We start from the raw sequence: 25,228 nt of genomic DNA, 5'->3' as shown, positions 1-25,228 counted from the left end.
TGAAACCAACATTGCCTTATTAGGGTCTGTTGGCGTCATAAAATAATCCAAATAACACTTCTAGAAAGATTTGCTTAAAGTGCTTTTTCAACTTTAGCGACAACTTCTTTAGATACCCAGCTATGCCAAATTTGCGGGTATTCTTCTAAGAAGTGAGTCATCGCTTCTTCACTGTCAGCTTGGTTATCTTCCATCCAAGCCAGTAAACGGTTCATGTCTGCATTTGTAAAACCACGCTTAGTGAAATATTCATAAGCTGCTGGAGCACGTGAAGCAAACTCTTCCGTTGTTACTGTGTGAACAGGAGAAGGCGGATACATGGTGACTTTAGGATCTGCACACTCTTCAGATGTTGTGCAATTTACGAATTCATCCTTATCGACACCACTTCCAAAGTCCACTTTCACCATATCATATTTGCCCAAAATAGCGGTTGGTGCCCAGTAGTAACCAAACCAACCTTCTTCACGCTCATACGCTTTTGCAATCGAACCAGAAAGACCAGCACCTGAACCTGGGTCAACAATACTGAATTTCGCTTTATCTAACCCTAGAGCGTTAAACAAGTGACCTGATGAAATTTGGCAGTTCCAACCGGCTGGACAAGTGTAAAATGCCGAGCTGTCTGGATCTTCTGGGTGTTCAAACAATTTCGCGTGCTTTTTCACACCTTCGATTGTTGCCAATTCTGGGTATTTCTTCACCAGGTAAGATGGAACCCAAAACCCTTCTTCACCACCGTCCACGAGTGCTTTACCGGCATAACGCAAACGCCCTTCTTCTACCCCTTTATCCAGAGCTGTTTTTAGGCTGTTACTCCAAAGTTCTGGCGCAACATCCGGCTGACCTTTCTCGATCATAGATGTACCTGTTGGCATTGTGTCACCAGGTACGAGCTCTGCATCACATCCGTAACCATGCTCCAGAATGAAGCGGTCGATATTGGCGATAAGACTCGCAGAGTTCCAATTCATATCGGCAATAGCGACATCTCCACACTCTTCAGCGTAAGCTGTGGATGCAGTACTTAAAGACAATAACGCTAGTGCGGTCATTTTAAATTTCATTGAGTTTCCTTCCTCTCTTAACTGGGTGCGTAAAATAACAATATTTAGAGTACTAAGCAAAAAAACAGGTTAATTCACCTTTTATAATGAATCCTCGCGAAAATAACCTTAAAATATGCGCAGTTTTTAAACTAAACTCAGATCAACTGCAAAAATATTCATTAGAACTCGAAATATAATGTTAAGTATAGCCAATGATTTCAGGTATATATTTTTGTGCTCTAAAACAAAAAAACCAGCCTTACTTAAGGCTGGTTGTCTGTGTCAAAATCCAATAATCAACAAAGAACTCAAGAAAAGCTTTGCCCCCAGCGCACTTCGTTACCCTCTTCCGGAGCGGCTGGTACATTGAAAGAAAGAATGCCAGAAATCAATGCCATGCCAGCACCAACCAAGAAAACACTCCCAGGGGAAATCAACCACAAAAAGCCGAATGTTACCGGAATCACAACAGCGGCAATATGATTGATGGTGAAGGCGACACCTGCCGTTGAAGCCATATCTGCGGGATCGGCAATTTTTTGAAAATAAGTCTTAATGGCTAAAGCAAATGCGAAGAACAAATGATCAACAACATATAGCGCTGCAGCCCACTCCGCTGAATCTACAAAGGCGTACCCGACGAAAACACAAATTAACCCTGCATATTCAAACAGCAGTGCATTCCGCTCGCCAAACCGACCAATTAATCGACCAATTTTCTTTGCAAACAACCAATTGAATAGATAGTTAACCAAAAATAACAACGTAATGTCTGCCGCACTGTAGCCAAATTTTTCGACCATAAGAAAACCGGCAAAAACCACGAATATCTGCCGACGAGCCCCGCTCATGAAGGTTAAGGCATAATAGAGCCAGTAACGCTTTCGAAGCACCAGAGATTTATTCTGGGGGGTTCTAGATTCGAATTCAGGAAATGACATTGCAATAAAGATAACAATCGCGAGGGCGGAGCCACCAGCGAGCAAATATACCCACTTAAAATCCAATTCGATCAGCTCTAACACGACCCACAAGCCGCCATAGGTACACAGAGCAGCCAAAGAACCGATGGAAATGAGTTTGCCAAGAAACTCTGGCGCTTCGTCTTTTGTTAACCATTGAAGCGATAAGGATTGTTTTAACGTTTCGAAGTAATGGAAACCAATCGACATCAACAACGTAGTACAAAGTAAACCCGCTACCGATGGAAAAAAGCCAGTAATGGCAGTACCCACCGCTAACATGATCAAAGATAAAATAATGAAGCGTTGCTCACGGAGGAACAGCAAAACAAAGACAGCGGTAAACGCTAGAAAACCAGGAATTTCACGCACGCTTTGTAGCAACCCAATATCGGAGCCATCGAAGTTTGCCTTCTCTATTACAAAATTGTTCAGCAGTGCCTGCCAACTCGAGAAAGCTATAGGCACCACTATAGAGATGAGTATCAGAAAGTTATGAGGCGTTTTCCATGAAGTAGGTTTTCCGTTGAGTGTTTTAGAATGTTCCATATACAGCCTAGATTAGATGTGGTTAGGTTCTGCTGACCCTAATTGTTAGGTTTAGTTTTACCTTATGTTACAGATTATGTCACTTATGGGTTGCGGCAACTTTAGGGCTTGAAAAGCCGCATCGTGACTTCTCTATATGTTTCCAGCAACTTAAATAGGGCGTTATGCATCCTATTTGAGACTGCCGCTAATCATGCAAACAATCATTTAAAAGGTGAAGTACAATTTCACTGCCTTACGTAGAAGTGAAAGTGGTTGCTAAAGGCATTTACGCATAAAAACTAATAACATTCTAAACTGAGGAAACCAATATGAGTACTTTCCATGAGTTTGATCCAAAAGAGATTCAAGACTCCCTTGATAACGTGGCAAACCATCATAGTAGCAACTCGAAAACAGTATCACTGGCTAGTAGTAACTTGGCTGATGATGGGCATATTTCTTTCGCAGCTGCGACCTGTATTAATGTGACTGTCGAAAATGGCAAAGTTTGTTTAAACCTTCCCCTTGGTATTGGAAAGGTATGCCTGCCAATTCCCCCTTTTATTCCAAATGGTACTGCGGCTAGTGCATGTCTAGACATCTGCACGACTTGGGGCATTCCTTCTGGAGTGACGGTAACAGTCAGTGCGTTAGGCAGGGTTATCGTGAAGAAGAGTTTTGGTAAATGTTAATTTGAGAGATATAGCATTGGCTACACACGGAGCAGTGAGCACTTCCGTTTGTTCAGATTGTTTGACGTCGCTGCGTAATGCCGAATTGAGTGTGTAACCATACTTCTTCTCAACTTACGTTTAATAAGAAAACTCACGACAAATTGATTGTGAGTTTTCGATTCATCATCCTACTGCTTGTGAGTATTACATACTGACAGCCCCGATCTAATTGCATTTAGTTTCCTTTAAATAGAGCCAAAATGCCCTCTATACCCAAGTAACATCCCTTGTACTACCTTTTAATATCTGAGAACTCTCTATATACGAGCTGCTCAAATGCCATTAAATTCGACACCTTATCTCACTTCGTGCCATGCTTAGAGTAACGGTTACTAGATTCTGTTAAATCTATTGCTAGGTTTAGTTTTACTTTAGGTTACTTGCGTATATACCCAAGTAACCTCAAGATGCTAGGTTCAGCGAGAATTAACTGTCTTTCAGACAAGACACCGATTTGAAGATTTAGTGGTTCTAAATCAAGAATCGGCAACGCAGTATGAAAGCCAGTTAAACTCGCCCTTGGGAGCCCATATGCAGTCCCATTTCATCGTCAAAGAACTTGGAAAGGACCTGCCATTCCGCTGCGTTCTCTTCCTTGAACTGGAACAGCATATGAGGCTCTGAATCCTGCATCTTGAGGTCACTTGGGTATATTACTATTAAAATAGGTTCTTTTATTGATCATGAATCGAGCGTTCAAAATCGCTACATTTAATTTATTCAACTTCATCGAACCGCCTAACGCGTTCTACGAATTCGATAACATTTACACTGTCTCAGAGTGGAAGAAAAAGTGTATTTGGACCGCTAACCAACTTTTTTCCATCCAAGCTGACCTCGTTGGCTTTCAAGAAATTTTTAGCTCACAACCACTGGAAAAAATCTGTCACTCATCCGGTCTGATGAACTTCACGACAGTGGAGCAACCTCATGTTGAAAGTGATTATGTCCATTTCAAGCCAGTGACTGGACTGGCGTCAAAGCACCCTATCGTACAGAGCAAAGGCTTAACGATAGATAAGCAAACACGACATGCCTTGGGTTTACCCGCAACATTCAACTATTCTCGAATGCCACTTCACGCTGTGATAAAAACACCAACGCTTGGAACGATCGATGTGGTTGTGGTTCATTTGAAATCTCAGCGCCCAATGGACGTAGAAAACCCAGAAAACCATTACTCTCGCTACTCAGATGAATTTATTGGATCATTAAAATCCAGCCAACAACGAAACGAAGAAGCCATGGCTTTGCGCCACCAGTTGAGACAGATTAAATCTCAGTTTGACCGTCCTATGATTTTAATGGGCGATATGAATCAGAACCTGACCAGCCCATCGATACAATGTTTGGTCGAGCCGCTACTAAAAGAACATACTCAGGTAGAAAAAAATAAGCTCTACCTTTCTGATAGCTGGCAGCTTTCTTCACCAACATCTATCAGAACACCGTCACATTATTATGGTGACCAAGGAAATACTCTTGATTATATTCTGCTATCTCAGGAGTTCACTTCTTGTTTAATCCAGCATAAAACTCTCGATAAGCATCTTGTCCAGCCAAATTATGATGAAGATTCGATGAGCAGCGATCATGGCATTGTTGTTGCTTCAATTAATTAAAAAATTAATCATTGATTTTACTTAACTTTTTTCGTTATTTTGAAGGTTCACCCATAAAACAAAACACTAAAAAATGAACTGACAAGCGTAAAAAGGAGAGCAGTATGGACATTAATATCCGACCGACAGAATTAAAAGACGTAGACGCATTGTGCGAGATTTACACACAGCCGAAAGCGCACAGAGAAACCCTACAGCTCCCTTTACCTTCACCTCAAATGTGGCATAACCGAATTAGTAACATTCCGGAACACGTATACACGTATGTGGCGGAAGTTGATGGGAAAGTCGTTGGCAATATTGGCTTTGAGCACATGCAGCGACCTCGATTAAAGCATGTAGGTCGATTCGGGCTAGGTATTCATGATGATTATCATGGCATGGGTGTTGGCAGTAAATTGCTTGAAACCGTTATTCATCTGGCCGACAAATGGCTGAACCTGAGACGAATAGAGTTGGATGTAAACTGCGATAATGAGGCTGCGTTGGCTTTGTATAAGAAGTTTGGTTTCAAAGTGGAGGGTGAAGCGGTCGATGGTGCATTTCGAGACGGCGAATTTGTCAATGTTCTTCATATGGCTCGAATCAACCCAAGCCACAAAAATTAGACCGAGCTTAACTCTGGACACTAAAAGCGGCAAACGCCGCTTTTTTCAATCAACCGCTTTTATGATAGATCGTATTTATACTCTATCTTACACACAGAAATGACAGTCCTCTTCTGTCAGCCCATAAGTACCCGATAGTCTTTCCATATGGGTTCTTCCAGCACCAACACCTTTCTCGTACCCAGACATCAATGCGCTTTGCTTCATGGTAAATCGCCCCACTTTGAATTGCTCATCAGGTGCGATGACCCTAACAACACAACCTTTAGGAGGGTTTCGAATAAAATCTAGCGACTCATTATAGTTTTGAGCGCGTTGCTTCATCGCTTCTGCCATATTGGGATAGCGTTTCAGCAGTTGATCCATCAATCGAGGGAATTTCATTTCAGGCATGGTGTACGACAAAGGGTGCGACAAAATAACCGTAATATCACGCGCTCCACGCCTATACGCTTCTCTAACAGGGATAGAATCCGCGACACCACCATCGGTATAACACCCTCCAGAAAAGCACGGCGTTGTTCGATAGGCAATCGGCAGTGCTGAAGTTGCTTCCATAACATGCGCGATATTACTGGGCTTCACTCTGTAATAATCGGCATTACCCGTAATGGCATTGGTGACGGCAGCGAACATTGGAATGGCAGAAAATAACGTTTCTTCGTTGATGGGGTAAAGTGAATTCGCCTGCTCCCACAGCCACTTAACATCCACCAAATCACCTCCTCGAACGAATCGAGTCGGATTGAAAAATCGCTTCTGCGTAGCCAATTCCACAATCACTCTTTGGCTGCGCTTTGGGTATTTAGAAAGATACCCAATAAGATTGGATGCACCAGCTGAGACGCCGATGGCAAAATCATACGGTTGAAAATTATCGATAAGAAAAGCATCCAAAACGCCACTTGCAAATATGCCGCGCATCGCGCCGCCTTCAACAATAAGGGCTCGATTACCTGATATGTTTTGTTGTGCTGTCATACCTAAGTACCTTCTAGGATCTGTTGATTGTAAATGACTTGCAGAATAGGAACATCAACAGAATAACGCTGGAAGGAATAGGTATAAATTCGGTAGTTTCTATCGAATCAATCGATGTTTTCTATGATCACATACGAGGGTATAAACTTTACTGCCTTCAAAATGGAAATACACACACAATTCTAATGCTTGCCCAAATTCGGCTTCGCCTTGTGCGCACAACTTAAAGTGTGCTTCCCTTCTGACCATATCAATACCGATAAGTATAGAATCAGTAAACTCTAGGTAAGTCTTCACATAAGGGTAAATGGCTTTAAAAACGCTCTCTTTTGCCGAGAATACCAATGTTGCAAATGCCTGACGTGACAACTTTGTCGCGGGTAACAGTTCAAGCTCTATGGGGCTAACAAACATTGGCATAAGTGAGTCCACTTGAGTGTCTTCAATCAGGTTTTCCACATCTAACCCCAGCATGCTCACTTCACTCGTTAAACCTACCGTCGCTAGCGCCATGTCATCGGTATGCGAAATACTTCCTATCCAGCCTTTTGGCCAAATGGGGGCTCGATGTTCCCCAATGGGTAATTCGGCACAATTGCAGCCCACACTTTGAAGTGCTTCTCGCGCAACGGTTCTTCCTGCCACAAACTCCGCTTTACGTTTTGGTACGGCGCGCGCCATTTCTTTGGGTAACACAATGTTCAGTGCTTGGGGAGCAAGATCAGTGTACGCTTTTACATCAAACCGACGTTGCCAGATCTTTTGTGGACCGAGTGTGCGAACTTCCAGTTCAGATAGAAAAGACATAATACGTTACTTCCCAAGGGGTACAATCAATGGAGTATGACTTACTGGGTCATCAATAATAACGCTATCTAAACCAAAAACTTGTTTTACTAACGCAGCATCTATTAAGGATTTGGGTTCACCCTGTGCAACGATTTCTCCACCAGTAAACGCAATCAAATGATCCGCATATCGGCAGGCTTGGTTCAAGTCATGCAGAACAGCAACAATCGTGTGGTTTTTCTCTCTGTTGAGGCTTCTGAATAACTCTAAAAGGTCGATCTGGTGCGCCACGTCTAGAAATGTGGTTGGTTCATCGAGTAATACGATGGGCGTTTTCTGTGCCAACACCATGGCAATCCAAACACGTTGTTTCTGACCACCTGAAAGCTCATCCACTTGCCTTTCTGCCAATTCGGTTACACCTGTATCCTCCATGGCTTGATAGACGGCTTCTTGATCGTCAGGGCTCCACTGCTTGAATAACTTTTGGTGTGGGTATCGACCACGTGCCACCAAATCCACCACTCGAATACCATCTGGCGCTTGTGAGCTTTGAGGCAGCAAGCCTAATTCTCTAGCTAACTCTTTTGCCGGTACTTTCTGTATGTTTTTTCCATCTAGGCAAACTTGCCCTTCTGAAGGTTTGAGCAATCTGCATAAGCTTCTAAGCAATGTCGATTTGCCGCATCCATTCGGTCCGACAATCACGGTAAATTTTCCATCTGGAATGCAGAGTTCCAGGTCTTCGCAAATAACTCGATTTTCATAGGCAAGTTTGAGGTTCTCGCCTTTTAGCCGAGACAACGTATTTAATGGCGATGCAGTGGTTTGGATCATAACTTCCTGATTTAACGATATATAAACAACAAAGCAGCATTGAGAGTATATTCCCCTCAATGCTGCTCAAACGCAACGATTTGTTACTTTGTCATTGCTAATGTACGACGAGCGTTACACCATCTCTGATTCGATAACTCGTCCTTTGATGGCTTCAAGCGATTGGTCACCTTTTGCGGATTTCGCAAACTCAGCAAACAGAGAGCTTACTGTGTCAGACAAAAGTTCAACCTGAGCTGAACTGTAGTTATTTGACATGTAACTCATCATTACACGCAGAACTTGTTCGCCGTTAACCACTTCTTCCATCACTTCAAATTGCAGACCTAAACCAGATTCACTTTTATCCGGATCAACTTGCTGGAAATCTAGTCGATCGCCATTTGGCAGTTCAAGAGCACCATTAAACTTGTTTTTAGCATGAAGCTGAATGAACACTTCGAACATGTGGCCATCAACATCTGGTTCACCTTCAACAAGCCCCTCTTCGATAAGGTCGATAGGAATGTCTGTGTAGGACATGGACTCATTGATATTGTTTTTCACTTGGGCGATCAGTTCCGCGACTGTCTTAACGTCAGCAAACTTAACCAAATGCACCACAATAGTGGTGAAATATCCAATGGTATCAAAGTACTCTGCATCCAGTCGCCCAGCCGATGGCGTACCTACAATGAGTTTTTCTGGTGCACCTAAAAAGTGCAAAGACGTCGCAATTGACGCATAGACAACGTTAAATAAAGACGCACGTTGAGATTTAGCAAGTGCATACAGCCCTTCCCTTACCTCTTTTTCAATTTGAATTTCAACCCAGCCGCCTTCTCCAACAGACGTTTCAGCTGTATTACTCAAAGGATGATCCTTTGGGAAAATAGGTGTCGCCCAAGGCACATCTTTCAGATTGTTCAGCCAGTAATCCAAATGCTTCTGGTTGACATCCGAACCTCTCTGTTGACGAGCAAACTCATGGAATGGCAGCGGTTCGCTTCTCCAAACTGGAGACTTACCTTGCAAACGCTGTTTGTAGGCGTGTACCAGCTCATCCATCATCAAGTTTACTGACCATTCGTCTAGAACAATGTGGTGGAATAAGATGGATAGAAATTGCAAACCAGACTCTTTGCAGCGAATGAAGCGCATTCTGATAGGTAGATCATTCTCTAAATCGAAGGCATAACTTGCCTCTTGTTTGAGAAATTCGTCTCTGTCTTCACTCTCACATTCATCTGACGTCCAGAACCACTTGTAATTGTCGATGTCTTTAGCATCAACCACGGTCTGAATGGGGTTGCCATTGTTATTAAAAAACTGAGTCCTTAACCCCGTGTGGCGAACAAGAATATCTCGGTATGCTTCTCCAAATACCACCTCATCAACTTCGTCTAGGAAACGCAGTGCGAATGGTAAATTGAAAATATTGTCTAAACCGAATTTGGAGTACTTGGTGATCGCTTTCCATAATGAATTTTGAGCAAGCGACAGTGGTGCACTGGACGAGCCCACCTGAGAACTAGCACCTTGACCTTCCTCCTGCGCTGATGAACAAGACACTGCATGTTCAGCCAATGATTGCGCTGTTGGGTAGCTGAACAGGTCATTAATATTGACCTCTAGATTATAATTTGTCAGTAAGCGACCAATGACTCGAGTTGCGATCAACGAGTGCCCACCACAATCGAAGAAATCATCTGTCGCTACCATTGAATCAAAAGCCAACGCTTCTTTAAATTCCGCCAAAATGAGCTCAACATTGGATCTTTTCTTCGTGTCAGCTCGTACTGCAGTTGTCTCTATCGAATCAATCTCATCGTCACCCTTGGCAAGTTTTGCTAATTCTTCCGCTGTCGGGTTGCTGAACAAATCGTTAATATGGACTTCTATTCCATGGTTTGTCAGCAATTTTCCTATCACTCTGGTTGCAATCAATGAATGCCCACCAAAATCAAAGAAGTCATCTTCTGCTGTCATTGTGTCCGAAGCCAAGGCTTCTCGGAATTCTGCCAAAATGAGTTCGACATAGGAGGTTTTCGTTGTTTCAGCTTCCGTTGCCGACTCAATACTATCGTCGCTCTTAGCGTGCCTTGCTAATTCTGTAGCCGTTGGGTGACTGAACAAATCGTTAATATGAACTTCAATTCCATGATTCGTTAGCAGGCGACCAATAACTCTGGTCGCAATCAGCGAGTGCCCGCCAAAGTCAAAGAAGTCATCGTCTTTGGTCATGTTATCGGAAGCTAGAGCCTCTCGGAACTCGGATAGAATCACATCAGAAATGGAACGAGTTTGCTTAATAACTGGCTTCAGCTCGTCTTTTGAAAGTATGCTCTGCACCTCTACAACTGGCTTAGCCACTCTTTCACCATCAATGTATGCGATGAATTGCTCGAACAAGTACGCACCGATGTGAGGAGAGACGGTCGAACCAGTCACAAGCTCAAAACCAAGTTCACCTTGTTGATCAATGCCTACCCCCAAAGAAATTTCAAATTTAGGATGAAGCGGAGCAATTGGCAGCTTTTTCGCTTCGACATCTTCCATCGAAATGTGGTTTGCTGGGTCAACAAGCCACGTCACCAGGGCTGCAGATTCAGAAAATGTGTCATAGCAAGCAGCGGATGGACGTTCAGAATTTAGGGGTGCCACGACTTCCGCAATCGCTTGACCAAGATCAACGTTGACATCGCCTAACGTCAAGTGTGTTAGACCCGATTCAATCATGGACCCGCTGATCTCGCGATCTTTTTGGCTAATGTCCGCTGGGACAAACACATCCAAGCTCTCTAACCCATTAGATTCTGAAACATAGCGAGCAAAAAGAACCGCTGTTGCAGCAAGGATTTCTACCTCACTCATCGTTCTTCCAAAACGTTTTTCGTAGCTATTTCTTTGAATCGACGTTGAAAATTTTCTTGGTACTGGTGCTTGTAGATAAGACGAAACATCCTCACTGACACCCGTTTGCACCAGATCAATACCTTGCGTGGGGCGCTTAATCCATGGCAAACGAGATTCTGAAAGATCGTGCAATTTTGATAAAGGAGTATAACCCAGTCGGTGCGGTGTCTGGCTTAAGTTATCAATGGCCGAAAGACCATGATTGTATAAAGAACTCAGTACCTCGAAAATTTCTTTCCAAGACACTTCCCCGTTCAATATTTGGTTTGAAATTACGCCCAGTACGACCTCACTTTCTTCACAGATATACACGGTGAATTGGATTGGTGACTGAATTTCCAGAACTATTGGAGTGGATTGTTTACCTTGAAGATGAGAAATCGCATCTTGAACGGAGTCAACCGCTTCGATATTGATGGATTGCGAACCCGCCTTGCCTTCTAGTTTCAGTAATCCAGCGTCTTCATCAAATTGATAGCAAACATTAAGGGACGGTACAAACTGGGGGAGTTTACTTAATGAAGAAACCAACCTACCTATATTGGTTTTTCCGGTGAGATGATAAGCCGCAGAGTATTGACTTGTTCCATCTTCATTCTGTTGATGGTGCATCCATACTCGTTCTTCAAATTCTGTTACTGCGTTGCCACGCCCACTCTTTTCCTGCAAGTGGTGCTTGTTACTTGTCATGTTCCTTTCTCCTGCTCTGAGTATGCTCAGAGTTGTCCTTTAAGGGAGTCAATGCCACATATTTACAGGCAAAAAACACTGCTCGATGAGGCTTTAAGTTCTTGAGATCACTTGGGTAAATATAAGTCAGTGGGGTACTTTATTCCCAATAAAGCTTAATGTAAAGCATTCTCATTTGTATTAAATGCAATATTGTTGTTAGCACGAGAATCTAAAACTGGCGAGACCGAGTTAGTAACCAAATCAAGTAGATACCACCTACGATGCCCGTCATTCGACCTATGGGTACACTGGCTTGAAATGGCAGCCACTGAATCAATATATCCGCTGCCAAGACAAGTAATGCCCCCATAAGTGCTGAGGAGAATAATGACAATGCTTGTGACTGCCTTAGCCTACAGACTAGTTGAGGGGTGGCAAGAGCAATAAACGCAATAGGACCAGCAGCTCCCGTTGCAAGCGCAGCTAAGACCACTGCAAAGAAAATCATCGAAAGGCGCACACGTTCGACTCGAATACCCAGCTGAGTAGCGATATCATCTCCCATCTCAATCATGGACAATGAACGCTTCAGAATCATCATGACAGGCAACAGCAAACACACACCGAGGAGCACAGGATATACATGTATCCATGTCCTTGCATGCAAAGACCCCGCAAGCCAAAGGTTAGCCGTCATTGAGCTGTCGAGACTCCCCTTCACAAGCATCAAACCATTCAGCGCACTTAAAATAGACCCAATGCCAATCCCAGTCAGTATTAAGCGATAGCCTCCAACCACCCCTGCTTTTACCGCCAAGAGATACACAATGATCGCCGTCAAAATACCACCAGCGATTGCCGCTATCGCGACTTCTAGCGCTCCTTGTTCAAACAAAACAATCTGTACAATTGCCCCTGTCGCTGCACCGGTTGTAAAGCCAATGACATCTGGTGAACCAAGTGCATTTCTAGAAACCGACTGGAAAACAGCCCCAGATATTCCCAACGCCGCCCCTACAAAAACGGCGGTTAGTACTTTCGGTAATCTTATATTGAGTATCACTCGCTCTTTGACACCACCTTCTCCCACTCCCACTATTGCGTCGACAACTTGAATCATGGAGATATTAAATTTACCCAACGTCATCGAATAAGCAGAAAGTGTAAAAATGATAAACAGAAGCACTGAAGCAACCATGATATGCAGCGGCTGATAAGAAACAGAGTAATCACCAATACGCCAAACACAGTCATGACTTGGCTGACGAGAAAGAGAGTTTGGAAGAATCATAGTTGAGAAATTTTCCAACGCTTAACAAGAAAAACAAAGAACGGACCGCCAATCAACGCAATCATGATTCCAACACTGATTTCGCTTGGATGCCCAATAACCCGTCCTAACACATCGGCCACCAGAGTCAGAATCGAGGCGATAAGCAATGAAAATGGCATTAACCATTTATGGTCGGGACCACACAGCATTCGTGCGATATGAGGGGCGGTAAGACCAACAAAACTGATCGGTCCTGCTGCTGCCGTAGCAGCACCAGCCAAACTCACAATCGCGATGGAAGCAAGGCACCATATTTTGATTGGGTTTACGCCAAGGGCATGCCCAACGTCTTCCCCTAACGAGACGGTATCAAAGGCTTTACTTAATGAGAATGCTATAAGTAATCCAACTGCAATGAGCATTGAGGTAGGAATCACCACATCATAGCCACGACCCTGAAATGAACCGACTGACCAGTGACGAAACTGTTCAAACACCATCTCATGGCTATTGACTGTGATCATGTGAGTAAGTGAGAGTAAAACGACGGACAGCGCTGCGCCGGCAAGCACAACTCTGACGGGATTGACCCCCTTTCTAATGCCTGCAAGAACAAACACACTCGCGCCTGCAATAGCCGCACCCAACAAGCCAAACCACATAATGTAGGCAACTTCGTAGATACCAAGAAACGCGATGGCCGACACGACTGCAACTGTTGCACCTGCGTTCACTCCTAACACCCCAGGATCCGCCAATGGATTGCGGGTTAAAGCTTGCATGATAACCCCAGAAACACCTAGCGCTCCGCCCACAACGATAGAGAGAAGTGTTCTGGGAATTCGCAAGTGCTGAACCAAAAGATGGTCACTGTTGCTGTGATCAAACGCCACTATGGCATCCACGGTCACGCTAGGTGAGATAGTGTGTGTGCCTATAAAAATACTGAAGCAAGACACAACCAACAACAGCCCAAGCCCAATGAGAGTCCAGATACGCCTTTTGGCGTCTCTGGAAAACTCTGAAGACCGACTATGAATCATGATCGTCATTCCGGAGGACCTTTATCCATTAGCCTTCATCAGGCTGATTGCCAAACCGTTCAACAATTCTATTCACAATATCCGTTGCGCTGTACATATCGATTCTGAAGGAACTCATACCCAACCCAAAAACTTGGTTCTTTTTCACAGAAGGAAGATTGACGAGAATGGGATCTTGCATAAACAATTTTGCGCTTTTTTCATTCGCTTCTAACAAGAAAGTAGTTTGTGCCTTAAGTTGTGTAAGCAGTTCAAAATGCACTCGCAAGAAGTCGGAAAGAGGGACACTATTGTCGTGCCATTGGCGATTCTGTACTTCCATTTTGAACCCAAGATCGGAAAGCAACTTAGCATGAACACCTGTTTCCAGTGCGATTGCATTGGTCGCTCCAGCACCAAAATAGGCAACAATGTTCGTTTTCCCATCTGGAATCTTTATTTTATTCCTGCTCTCTTCGACAAATTGCTCGAACTCAGTAATACGTTGATTCGCTTGTTTCTCCAGACCTGTTGCAACACCAAGTTTGGTGGCTAAGTCCTGCCAAGATTGAGTGCTATAGTCCACCACAATGGTCGGGGCAATTTGTTGAAACTCCGCAATTTGATCTCTTGCTGAATCGGCACCGCGCCATGCCACTACAATTAAGTCAGGTTCGTGAAGGTATGCAGCCTCCAAATCGACGCTACCTGCAGGCCATATATTTTCGACTTGACGTTCCTTCGCCAAACTCCCCCACTGCCTAAAAAACCACCCTTCGTAGCTAGAAGCACTCGCAATCAAAGGAGCATCAATAGCAAGCAAAGTACCGCTTACCGTTACAGATGTAGAAAGGATTCGGGTTGGCTTAGTAGGAATGACCGTTTCAGAGCCATCGGCATTAACAAAGGTTCTTGGGTAAGAGTCATTGGCTGTCGATGATGGTTTCGCAAAAACAGATACCGAAACTGAGATCATAAGCAAGGTGATGATTTTATATATAAAATTGATTCTCATTTTATTTATAACTTAATTTAGTCTTACAGTTAATGATGTGAGGTGTGTACTCAGTGAACGTTAGCTTGATAGCTACCCAAGAGACCTCAAGATTTAGAATAGAACCTCATGTTCTGGTCCACTTTAAGGAGAAGAACTTGGAGTGATGAATCCTTTCCAAGTTCATTACCGTTACATAGGCATAGCAATAGATAAAACTCAGCCCGATATGACCTCACGTACCTCTTTCGCGTTTCTGCACTTAATTAAGCTTCGCGCGAACACGTTACGTCCGTAAGCCTGGCTAAGTTGAGTGGAAACCCCCTTTAGGTGAGAAGGCTTTAGCCCGAGCGATAGGAATGCACTGTTTTCGTCAAAACCTTCTATTTGCTTCCCAATTACATGTTCATAAGCTTCAATGATCTTCGCAAAATCTGGCAGAGTCGCTGAAGTGATGTGGCGGTTCTGGTTAGCAAGGCTCGCCATATCCGGGGACGAACTCAGTGAGGATTTCTGATTTGAGGCTGCTTGATCCATTGAACGAACCAACATCTCTCTCGCTTGATTACGATCGAACTTTCCGTTTCGCGAAAGTGGGAGCTTATCCAACTCCAGTAACTGAGAAGGAACATGAGAGTTTGGTAAGCACTGTTGGGCAAATTCACGTATATCTGCCGCATTTGCAGATTGACCTTCGGCAACGGTATAAATTGCACCCAAAGCAATGTCACCATTACGCTCCGTGTAATCCACGATCAGTACCTGTTCAACCTCAGGGCATCGATTTAGCTCTTTCTCGACGTCAGGAAGCGAGACACGCACTCCTCTAACCTTCACGTAACCGTTAACTCGCCCTGCAAAGATGATGTTTCCGTCTTCACGGTAATAACCCAAATCCCCTGTTCTAAAGGCTCTGGCTTCGTTACCTTGATCATCCACAATTGTCACATAGTCAGTTTGTTTCAACTCACCATCTTCCAAATAGCCTGAAGCAAGGTTTGCTCCGACTGTCATGATTCGGCCAACAACCCCTTGTGGAACGTGCTTCCCTAACCCATCCATAATGAAGTATTGGTTTGCAGGGAATGGTCGACCATACGGAATAACGGTGATGTCCTCGTCTGTCACATAATGCCATACGCTCCATATAGTCGTTTCTGTTGGTCCGCCAATGGAAACCATGCGGATATCTTGCTCTAGCGCCCGAAGCTCTTCAATGGTCTTAGGCTTAACGTAATCTCCACCCTGGCAAACTAGCCGTAAAGATTTCAGTTTTTCACCCTGCATACAGGAAAGCAGCATTTCCATAAGTGCTGGCACCGATTGCCAGATGGTAATGCCATGCTGCTCAACCAACTGATTCCACCTGATTGCGTCTTTTTCTTCTCCTGCTGCCGGCAACACAATGGTGGCGCCCGTCGAGAATGACGCATAGATATCGAACACAGAAAGATCATGATGGAAAGGCGTCACACACATCAAAACATCGTCAGATGTAATTTCCCACGCTTTACAGGTTTCCCCAATGACATTGGAGGTCGCTCGGCTATTCATCACTACACATTTGGGCTTTCCTGTTGTTCCAGAAGTATATAAGTAGTAAGACCCTTGCTCACTTCTACTCAACACTTCTAACTCATCGTTGGAAGGTAAAACGTAGGTTTCATCAACGGGCTGCAAGAGCGATTCATAGGTCACGGCGTTTGCTCTACCAGAAGGCTGAATACTCACCACCAAACTAGCATTGCAATTGCTTAATAAATAATCCAACCGCTCTTCTGGTGATGAAGCATCAATAGGTACCCAAATGATGCCAGCCAATGAACAAGCAATAGTCATCACCAGATGCTCTGGGCTTTTAGGCATGCATATAGCTAGCACATCACCCTGCTTCAAGCCAAGGTGAGCAATGTGCTGCATCACTTTATGTACATCTTCCCCAAAAGTTTTGTAGCTTATCTGTCTGTCGCCACATATAACCGCAATATCACTCGACGCGTCCTCACCCAAATTTTTTGCAATCTTGGCTAAAAACCTAGAGCGTTCAAAATCCGACGGGTCGCAGTTCAGTTTGTAATGATCAAGGTTTACAACCTCGTGTGGAGCAACATCGAAATGATTATTCTCACACACCGATTGCACGTGGCGTTCAATTGACGCGAGTATCGAAACAACAACTTGCTTATCTAAGGCGTCAACGGCATAGTCGAAACTCAGAACAAGATTCTTACTTTCATCGAAATTTAGACGAATATCGAGAGCAACCTGAGGTGTTTGAGTCACACCGGAGGAGAACACCAAATCGTCTTCCTCAGACAAGGTATCCCACGCCAAACCATTGGTGACCACTACAGGTAACGCCAATGAGGTCGAGCGGGAACTCATGAGTTGTCGATTAATATCAACACCCGAGAAATCCAAATGGTCGAGAGCCTCAAGCATATCACTCTGCATGCTTCGAGCACGCTCTAATAAGGTACCAACATTTTTACGGTATTCCAGAATAACAAACGTCGAGTCATTTCCCAGTGGACGATCATTTTGCGGGATAGCAACAGGAAAACCTACCCTCATCTCTTGTTCGGTAGTCCAATAAGACATCCCTTCAAGGATTAAGGCTGAAAGAGCTGAATTTAAGAACAAACTGTTAGCAGCGCTCGCCATTGTCAACTGAGTCACCACCGACTTCTCTATGACGATACTTTCTCGCTGATAGCGTGAGGCTTTAATGTTTTCTATGCGTTGCTTCCAAGGAAGTGAAGGTGGCGCGCACTCTGAATTCAGTTTGTTCTCCCAGTATGTTTCGTCTGCAAGTTTTTTAGCATCGTCTTTTTCGCTTTTTTGGTTTGAAACAGGCGCTTGATTCGTGCTGAGCTCTTGCAGTTGATTGCTATTCTTTTTCAGTAACTCAGAAAGAATAAGAGAGTGTGTTCTTCCGTCAACGATTAACGCATCAAAACTGGTAAATACCACCGTTTGATACGCTAAATCAGATTCTGGCAATTGGATAACCGATACCGACCATGGCGACTTTGAGAGATCGTGCATCGTATGATTACTTGCCATACGAATAGAATCGACTTTTTCCAGGGATTGCTCGATGGAAAGGTGTCGAAAGTCGTGTGAGTGGAAGTTAAGGAAAATCTTAGAAGAAACGTGTTGCAACAGTTTAAGCTCATCGATATGCGTGCGAAGTGCGTCGTATTTTTTTACTAGCGCTTCTAAACGAGATTCAACAACGCTTGAGTCGATCTTACCTCGGTATTCCCTGAATTCATGCATTGCAGTGCCACCCATCGGAATCTGAGTGGAACGACCTAAGAGGTAAGATTTTTGAAGTTCAGTCAATGGTTTAGGTGATGCGCTTTTCAGAGGTAGTGAAGGACAATCAAATCCCAGATTTGCCAACGTCTGTTCCAATGAGAGATGGATGCTTTCAGGGTTGGCTGCTAATGATCGTACGATAGCTACAAACTTATCGAAAAGTGTTTGAACAAAACCTTCAGGGAATACATCCATCCGCACATCCCAATTCACGAATATTCCATCGTATGCGGGGGCTATCTGAGCATCTAAAGTTACCTGAGCACCTTGAGATATCACCCAATTCATCTTACCGAATGCCTCGGTGACAGCATCAGTGAACAGGTTGTCTCCATCAAAATCCAGACCCGAAGTAAATACAACGGGTGAAGCTTGCACCGTACCATGATGACGAGAGAGATCACGCATCAACGCAACACCTGAATAGTGTTCATGGCTAAGTAATTGATTAAGCTGATTGGCTGTGCGACGACAATGGTTAAGAGTAGATTCTTGCGCTTTTAAACTGGCGCTGTAAATCAGCAAATTGGAAAAATCACCAATGATGGCGTCAACATCACCTTTATAAAACCCTCGATGGAAAGTGGGCACATTCAATCGGAAATCCGGATCGTTACAAGAACTCCCAATCGCTTGTGAGAATAGCGTCAAAAAGAGCTGAGTCTGAGTTAAGTGATACGCTTTAGTTAGGGTTTCAATAGACGCTCTCTCGTCAGGTGTGAACAAATGAGTAAATCGCTGACTGTGACCATGTTGACGGTCAATACTCTCGCTAACATAAGGAAATGCAGGCGCATCTGCGACACTTTCCAATCGATCTTGCCACCACTTTTTGTCTTCTTTTCTTTTCGAGATTAGGTATTTGTCTGCGGCTTGTTCCTCTAAATATTCAAAAAAAGGAACCCCTTCCGGGACGTCGTTTCCAGGTTGTTCATTTGTGTAAAATTTGGCTAACTCTTCTACTAAAATTCGAAAACTCTGGGCATCAACAGCAATCATATCCACGTCGATATGAAGGCGGCATTGACCTTTTGAATGAAAGGTGGCGCTAATTTCTATGCATTGCCCGTTCTCTAAATCGAGCTTTTGATCTGTTTTAGTGGCACGTTTGTTTAGTAAAAATGACTCGGTGTCTTCTGAGTTTAAGTGTTCGATACTATCAATAACAAGCTTATGAATAGAGGACAAAGGAGAAATGGTTTGCTGCCCCTCACGGGTGATTTTCATTCTTAGCATAGGATGCTCAGCATAAAGCCGAGTTACCGCAAGTGCTAACCGCTCCTCGTTAATATTTTTTCCATCAAATTCAGCATAAATGTGAGCAGCTACCCCCCCCATAGATTGCCCCGCTTCTCTCCCAACCAAATAAGCGGCTTGCATCGTTGTCAGTTCTTTCATTTGTAGTTCCACACTCATTTAATCCATTAAAAATGTGCCCAAAGGCAAAGTTGAGTATTTAAATACACCACATTCAGGCTTAACTCAAATATTAATAATAATTATTATCATCTAATAACAATGAGAATAGTTGTATATCAACGAAGATTAATGAGTATTTGAATAACTTACTGACATATCGTTGATTTTCTTACTAAGAGCGTCGAATTCCCCTTAGATAATAGGCTTGACATTATGCTGCTGATATCTTAATAATCTCCCACCCAAAATGATAATGATTATCATTTGTTTAATTTAGTCCAGCTAGGTCCTAGCTGGATTCAACTTCGTTAAAGGTAAAGCATCAAGGAACACTTCTTGTAGGAGGAAGGATGCAAGAGCTACAAAAACTGATTCACTCTACCCCGATCGGTTCGCTGCCACGAGTACCAGATGTGGTGAATGAAATCGCTTTGGATTCAGAGAGTGAGCTGTTTATCAGTGAGAAGCGAAAAGAAATCTCACAAATCTTAAACGGGGAAGATAACCGACTGCTGGTTATCATTGGTCCTTGTTCGATCCATGATCCAGAAGCTGGTTTGGAGTACGCCCGTAAGTTAGCGGATCTACAGGGCAAGTATAGCGACCAACTTCTCATCGTAATGCGGACCTATTTTGAAAAGCCACGTACCCGAGTGGGCTGGAAAGGACTAATAGTCGACCCTGATTTGAACGACAGCCACAATATGAGAAAAGGGCTGTTTGTCGCAAGAAAGTTACTAAAAGACGTCATTGATTTAAAACTGGCTACCTCAACCGAATTTCTAGACACAACCATTTACCCGTACATTTCTGATTTGATTTGCTGGGGTGCAATAGGAGCCAGAACTACGGAATCCCAAACACATAGGCAAATGGCTTCAGCGCTTCCATGCCCTATAGGTTTTAAAAACGGTACAGATGGTAATATCAATATCGCAATTGATGCGATTCATGCAGCGAAATCATCCCACCTGATTTGCGTTTCAGGATTTGAAGATGCGCCTATCGCTGCCATGACAAAAGGTAACCCGGCAGGACACGTTATTCTGCGAGGCGGGAAAAAACCAAACTATTCCAATGAACACGTATGTGAAGTAACAAAACAACTAGAGTCGAGCGGCTTAACCCCAAGCTTAATTGTTGATTGCAGCCATGGAAATAGCCTAAAAGTTGCAACAAACCAGCTCAATGTAGCCCGAGATATCGCGCAGCAAATTATTGATGGTGAGCAATACATTGCTGGAGTGATGTCTGAAAGCTTCCTAGTTGGAGGAGCACAGAGCATTGGTGATTTCCCACTCACTAAAGGGCAATCTATTACTGATGAATGCCTCAGCTGGGAAGATACAGTCGCTATTCTCGATATTTTTGCGAATGCAAAAGCAGAAGCCGAGCGTAAGCAATATTCAACGGTCGCCTAGCGAATTAAAACCTTACCCAATTAAGCAATCGATTACGGATGTTAAAACGCACGTTAAGTGAGAATAGTCGTCAAAATAGATTGAGTGGTAAGTGGTAACAGATGGCAAATGAAAATAGACAGCAAAAATGGCGTATCAAGCGCCATTTTCTTTTTCAAAATCTAAAACAACCAGAGCTCAAGGTGTCAGATCAGTTATCAAGCGTTGCACCACCATCAACGCGGAGGTCATGCATAGTGATGTGATTGGCTGCATCAGACATCAAGAATAAAATGGTTTGGGCAATATCGTTAGGTTCGGCAATTTTATTTAGTGGAATGCCTAATCGAAACTGTTTTGCGTCTCCTGCAATCACCTGCTCTTCACCATAATCATCATTCCAAAGCTGTAACTGCATCTCAGTACGAGTTGAACCTGGGCTGACAATGTTACAACGAATCCCTAATGGTGCGAGCTCAATGCCTACCGACTTCACAAACGTATGCAGCGCCGATTTTGATGCAGCGTACGCTCCCATATTTGCTCGAGGTGTATTTGCTGCATTTGACCCCACAACCACAATATTACCTTTACGTCGCGTTTTCATACTCGCCGATACAGCCTGCATTGTAGATAGAACGCCAAACGTATTCACCATAAAGGTATTCTCGATCTGTTCTAACGCCATATCACACAAGGCACCTAAGTGAAGTATGCCCGCACAGCTGACTAAATGGTCAAACTCCCCATAGTCATTGATCCATTGATGAATACTTTCTTTAACACGTTCCGGCTTGGACAAATCCAGTTTGAACACCTGAAGTTGATCTGGATATTGCGTAGAAAGAGAATCCGATTTTGAGGCTAATAATTCTACATCTATATCTGTTGCTATTACTTTCGCTCCTGCTTCAAGCAAATTTTCTAGTGTGCTAAATCCAATACCTTTTGCAGCACCCGTTAGCAAAACGTGATTTCTTTCAAGAAATTTTGACATATATGAAAATTACCGTATGAAAAACAAACAAAAAAGCTCTCTTAGTAACATTTATTTAAAGGAAAGAGGCAATAATTGTGACCAATGTTTAATAATGAGAATTAACATCAAATGGTAATTATTATCATTAGCATTTGGCTGTTCGTAACTGTAATCTTAGTTCCCCAAATAAGCAACCCGATGTAGATGCTCCGACCATAGACAGAACTTAACTTCTGATTTTTTGGTATAGCGTCCCATCATCACGATCTATATTTCAAGAGGGATCTGTTATGAAACGTGAAGTGATTGGCTATTCAAAAATGGAATGTGAACTGTTGGACAGTGAATTATTGTCTTCTCCGTTTTTCTTCGCTTCTCCAGATAACACCATGATGGGTAAAGGTATCGAGATTGAATTTCATCAATCCATTCCATTTACCCAGTTAGCGGCTCAAGCTAACAAAATGCTTCAGGCAGCAAAGAAGTCGGATTCGGATAATCCGGTTTTGTTTGGTGTTGTGCCGTTTAATGAAGAAAACCCAACTAAATTTATCATTCCAGAAAAATTGTACGTTTCGAGCAGCACCAGAGCACTTAGGCCTAACTCTCAATCACCTTCTGACGCAAGAGTGATTTCTTCACCAAGTGGCAATCATTACAAACAAGGGGTATCCGACCTACTTGATATGTTTGCTAATACAGAGCTTTCAAAGGTTGTTCTTTCGCGTGCAATCGAAGTTGCAACAGACACGGATATTCAGCAGCAAGCTTTGCTTCGCAATCTTTTATCGATCAATTCTAAGGGGTACACCTTTGCTGCAAACATCAGTAAAGACCAAAAGCTGATGGGTGCAAGCCCCGAGCTTCTTGTCGCTAAAAAAGGCAGCCACTTAATTTCTAACCCCCTTGCTGGTTCTCGCCCAAGATCGGAGTCTCAAGAACTGAACAAAGCATCCGTCGATTCCCTACTGAATACAAATAAAGATTTGTACGAGCACGGTTTGGTCGTTGAAGAAGTTGAACGCATTATGAGTAAGTACTGCTACAACCTGTACACGCCTTTGATTCCTTCGGTTATTGAAACAAAGACCATGCTGCACCTTTCCACAGTTCTTGAAGGACAAGTCAATGACCCAGCAATCAATGTACTTAAGGTAGCGGCAGAACTGCACCCCACCCCAGCAGTATGCGGGTATCCTCGCGAAAAAGCTTACGATGCAATCAGAAAACTGGAGCAGTTCGATCGCGGTTACTTTACTGGCATGGTGGGATGGTGTGATTCAAGAGGTAATGGCGAGTGGGTGGTCACCATCCGTTGTGCAGAAGTACAGAAGCGACAAATGAAAGTGTTTGCCGGTGCAGGTATTGTTGATGAGTCTCAACCGCAAAGCGAGCTGGATGAAACAGGTGCGAAGATGAACACCATTTTGACGGCGGCAGGTATTCAACTTAAAGACATGCTGACTGCTTAGGTGGAATTGTGGGTAAGAATAGTCAATTAGATTTTACAGCGTGGCCAGAATCTCTGGAAACGCAATATAGAGAGCTTGGGTATTGGTTAGATAAAACGCTTTTCGACCATTTTCAGCACTCTGTTACCCAATATGGTGACTCGATCGCACTGGTATGCGGTGAGCGCCAATTCACTTACAAAGGACTAGCCAAGCGTGTATCCAAACTCGCATCCGGATTTCAGTTGCTAGGATTAGTCAAAGGTGACAACGTCGTATTGCAGATGACAAACGTAGCAGAATTCTACCTCTGCTACTTTGCATTGCTGCAGAAAGGCATTCGACCAGTTTTAGCTTTGCCCGCTCATCGATTGTCTGAAATCTCTTATTTTTGTAAACATGCTGAAGCGAAAGCTTACATTATCGATGGTGAACATACAGGGTTTAACTACCAAGGATTAGCAACACAAGTACTTGATGAAGCTAATGCGCTGAAGCACGTGCTTGTGCGTGGCAATACTTCAAGTATTCAGGACGATAGATTCACCGCATTAGAGGATATCGAAGGGCAACCGGATCCTATTCAAACTGCAGATGCATCAGACTTAGCGTTCTTTCAATTGTCCGGTGGAACAACGGGGACTCCAAAATTGATTCCTCGCACCCACAATGACTATGCTTACAGCGTTATTGGCAGCAACGTCATTTGTGAATTTGATGAAAATACTCGTTACCTTTGCGCGCTGCCTGTCGCCCATAACTTCCCGTTAAGTTCCCCAGGTGCTTTAGGCGTATTCTTCGCAGGTGGAACCGTGGTGCTGACTCAAGACCCGACGCCAAAATCGGCGTTTAAGCTGATTGAAGATCATAAAGTGACGGTGTCCGGTTTGGTTCCTCCACTCGCTTTGCTGTGGATGGATCAAGCTCAGTCCACAACCCATGATCTCTCAAGTCTTGAACTCGTTCAGGTGGGCGGCGCAAAATTTAGCGAGACCGCTGCGAAGGCGTTACCAGACAAACTGGACTGCCGACTTCAACAGGTATTTGGTATGGCTGAAGGGCTAGTTAACTACACTCGCCTCGACGATCCTATCGAAGTGATTACCTCTACCCAAGGTCGACCTATTTCTGAGCATGACCAAGTAAAGGTCGTAGATGAAAATGGAGCTAGTGTGCCAGTAGGAGATGAGGGTTTCCTTCTTACTCAAGGACCTTACACCATTCGTGGCTATTACCGCGCAGAAGAGCATAATCGCCGCTCATTTAATGACGAAGGTTTTTACAGTACTGGAGACATTGTCAAACTCACCGAAGATGGCAACATCGTTGTAACGGGGAGAGATAAAGACCAGATTAATCGAGGAGGCGAAAAAATTGCGGCTGAAGAAGTCGAGAATCAGTTGCTCCGGCATGAGTGTATTCATGATGTCGCTTTAATTGCCATACCTGATGATTATCTGGGTGAACGCAGTTGTGCGGTTGTCGTTAAGGCAAAAGGGACCGAAGTAAACCCGATCAAACTTAAATACTTCTTGCGCGAATGCGGCTTAGCGGATTACAAAATCCCTGACCTTATTAAATTTGTCGAATCATTACCAAAAACTTCCGTTGGTAAAATCAACAAGAAAAAGCTTCGAGAAGAGTACACTTCGGCCTAAATATAAGCCTTTCTTCTCAATATACTCA

The 25,228-nt window shown here is 43.7% G+C and carries 17 protein-coding genes; 6 read left to right on the top strand and 11 right to left on the bottom strand.

Translation table 11 applies throughout. The features are described 5' to 3' along the window. Positions 1–74 precede the first annotated feature (74 nt). Positions 75–1,067, bottom strand: a complete 993-nt coding sequence (locus LDO37_RS21755) for an ABC transporter substrate-binding protein (RefSeq protein ID WP_126606300.1) — start codon at positions 1,065–1,067, stop codon at positions 75–77. 290 nt (positions 1,068–1,357) lie between these two features. Further along, positions 1,358–2,560 carry an MFS transporter gene (locus tag LDO37_RS21750; protein WP_126606301.1) on the bottom strand — a complete coding sequence of 401 codons (1,203 nt, stop codon included), beginning with the start codon at positions 2,558–2,560 and terminating at the stop codon, positions 1,358–1,360. A 311-nt stretch (positions 2,561–2,871) separates the two neighbouring features. Here LDO37_RS21750 and LDO37_RS21745 point away from each other — a divergent pair, with 311 nt between their 5' ends. From LDO37_RS21745 to LDO37_RS21735, 3 genes are all read left to right on the top strand, one after another. Then, the gene (locus LDO37_RS21745) at positions 2,872–3,234 is read left to right on the top strand and encodes a hypothetical protein (RefSeq protein WP_126606302.1); all 363 of its coding nucleotides are present in this window, start codon (positions 2,872–2,874) and stop codon (positions 3,232–3,234) included. Positions 3,235–3,959: 725 nt separating this feature from the next. Then, a complete protein-coding gene (locus tag LDO37_RS21740) occupies positions 3,960–4,898 on the top strand; it encodes an endonuclease/exonuclease/phosphatase family protein (protein ID WP_224055875.1) in 939 nt (312 codons plus the stop codon). A gap of 104 nt (positions 4,899–5,002) precedes the next feature. Continuing rightward, positions 5,003–5,506 carry a GNAT family N-acetyltransferase gene (locus LDO37_RS21735; protein ID WP_126606305.1) on the top strand — a complete coding sequence of 168 codons (504 nt, stop codon included), beginning with the start codon at positions 5,003–5,005 and terminating at the stop codon, positions 5,504–5,506. An 87-nt stretch (positions 5,507–5,593) separates the two neighbouring features. On the opposite strand, the gene LDO37_RS21730 is transcribed toward LDO37_RS21735, so the two are convergent. The 8 genes from LDO37_RS21730 to LDO37_RS21695 form a co-directional block, all read right to left on the bottom strand. After that, positions 5,594–6,487: a patatin-like phospholipase family protein gene (locus LDO37_RS21730; RefSeq protein WP_126606306.1), complete on the bottom strand. Its 894-nt coding sequence runs from the start codon at positions 6,485–6,487 to the stop codon at positions 5,594–5,596. A gap of 99 nt (positions 6,488–6,586) precedes the next feature. After that, positions 6,587–7,294: a 4'-phosphopantetheinyl transferase family protein gene (locus LDO37_RS21725; RefSeq protein ID WP_126606307.1), complete on the bottom strand. Its 708-nt coding sequence runs from the start codon at positions 7,292–7,294 to the stop codon at positions 6,587–6,589. Positions 7,295–7,300: 6 nt separating this feature from the next. Beyond that, a complete protein-coding gene (locus LDO37_RS21720; RefSeq protein ID WP_126606308.1) occupies positions 7,301–8,113 on the bottom strand; it encodes an ABC transporter ATP-binding protein in 813 nt (270 codons plus the stop codon). A 114-nt stretch (positions 8,114–8,227) separates the two neighbouring features. Then, positions 8,228–11,698 carry a condensation domain-containing protein gene (locus LDO37_RS21715; protein ID WP_126606309.1) on the bottom strand — a complete coding sequence of 1,157 codons (3,471 nt, stop codon included), beginning with the start codon at positions 11,696–11,698 and terminating at the stop codon, positions 8,228–8,230. Positions 11,699–11,909: 211 nt separating this feature from the next. Continuing rightward, a complete protein-coding gene (locus tag LDO37_RS21710; protein ID WP_126606310.1) occupies positions 11,910–12,971 on the bottom strand; it encodes a FecCD family ABC transporter permease in 1,062 nt (353 codons plus the stop codon). Continuing rightward, positions 12,968–14,005 carry a FecCD family ABC transporter permease gene (locus tag LDO37_RS21705; RefSeq protein ID WP_126606311.1) on the bottom strand — a complete coding sequence of 346 codons (1,038 nt, stop codon included), beginning with the start codon at positions 14,003–14,005 and terminating at the stop codon, positions 12,968–12,970. Before LDO37_RS21705 ends, LDO37_RS21710 begins: the two co-directional genes overlap by 4 nt. Before the next feature lie 19 nt (positions 14,006–14,024). Beyond that, positions 14,025–14,990, bottom strand: coding sequence for a Fe2+-enterobactin ABC transporter substrate-binding protein (fepB, locus tag LDO37_RS21700; RefSeq protein ID WP_126606312.1), 966 nt, complete (start codon positions 14,988–14,990; stop codon positions 14,025–14,027). Between the two features lie 198 nt (positions 14,991–15,188). Then, entirely contained in the window at positions 15,189–19,691 is a 4,503-nt protein-coding gene (locus LDO37_RS21695) for an amino acid adenylation domain-containing protein (RefSeq protein WP_126606313.1), read from the bottom strand. 371 nt (positions 19,692–20,062) lie between these two features. Between LDO37_RS21695 and LDO37_RS21690 the strand changes: the two genes are divergently transcribed. Next, the gene (locus LDO37_RS21690; protein WP_126606798.1) at positions 20,063–21,133 is read left to right on the top strand and encodes a 3-deoxy-7-phosphoheptulonate synthase; all 1,071 of its coding nucleotides are present in this window, start codon (positions 20,063–20,065) and stop codon (positions 21,131–21,133) included. A gap of 190 nt (positions 21,134–21,323) precedes the next feature. Here the strand turns inward: LDO37_RS21690 and LDO37_RS21685 are convergent, their stop codons facing one another. Then, positions 21,324–22,109, bottom strand: coding sequence for a 2,3-dihydro-2,3-dihydroxybenzoate dehydrogenase (locus LDO37_RS21685; protein ID WP_126606797.1), 786 nt, complete (start codon positions 22,107–22,109; stop codon positions 21,324–21,326). A gap of 272 nt (positions 22,110–22,381) precedes the next feature. On the opposite strand from LDO37_RS21685, the gene LDO37_RS21680 reads away from it, so the two are divergent. Further along, entirely contained in the window at positions 22,382–23,563 is a 1,182-nt protein-coding gene (locus tag LDO37_RS21680; protein WP_126606796.1) for an isochorismate synthase, read from the top strand. A gap of 8 nt (positions 23,564–23,571) precedes the next feature. Next, positions 23,572–25,200 (top strand): (2,3-dihydroxybenzoyl)adenylate synthase, encoded by a 1,629-nt coding sequence (locus LDO37_RS21675; RefSeq protein ID WP_126606795.1) that lies wholly within the window; start codon positions 23,572–23,574, stop codon positions 25,198–25,200. The last annotated feature ends 28 nt before the right edge of the window (positions 25,201–25,228 follow it).

Origin of the sequence: Vibrio penaeicida, from assembly GCF_019977755.1 — a bacterium.
GTDB lineage: Bacteria > Pseudomonadota > Gammaproteobacteria > Enterobacterales > Vibrionaceae > Vibrio > Vibrio penaeicida.
The sequence above is the reverse complement of the archived record's forward strand: the minus strand, read 5'-3'. Positions and strand labels throughout refer to the sequence as shown.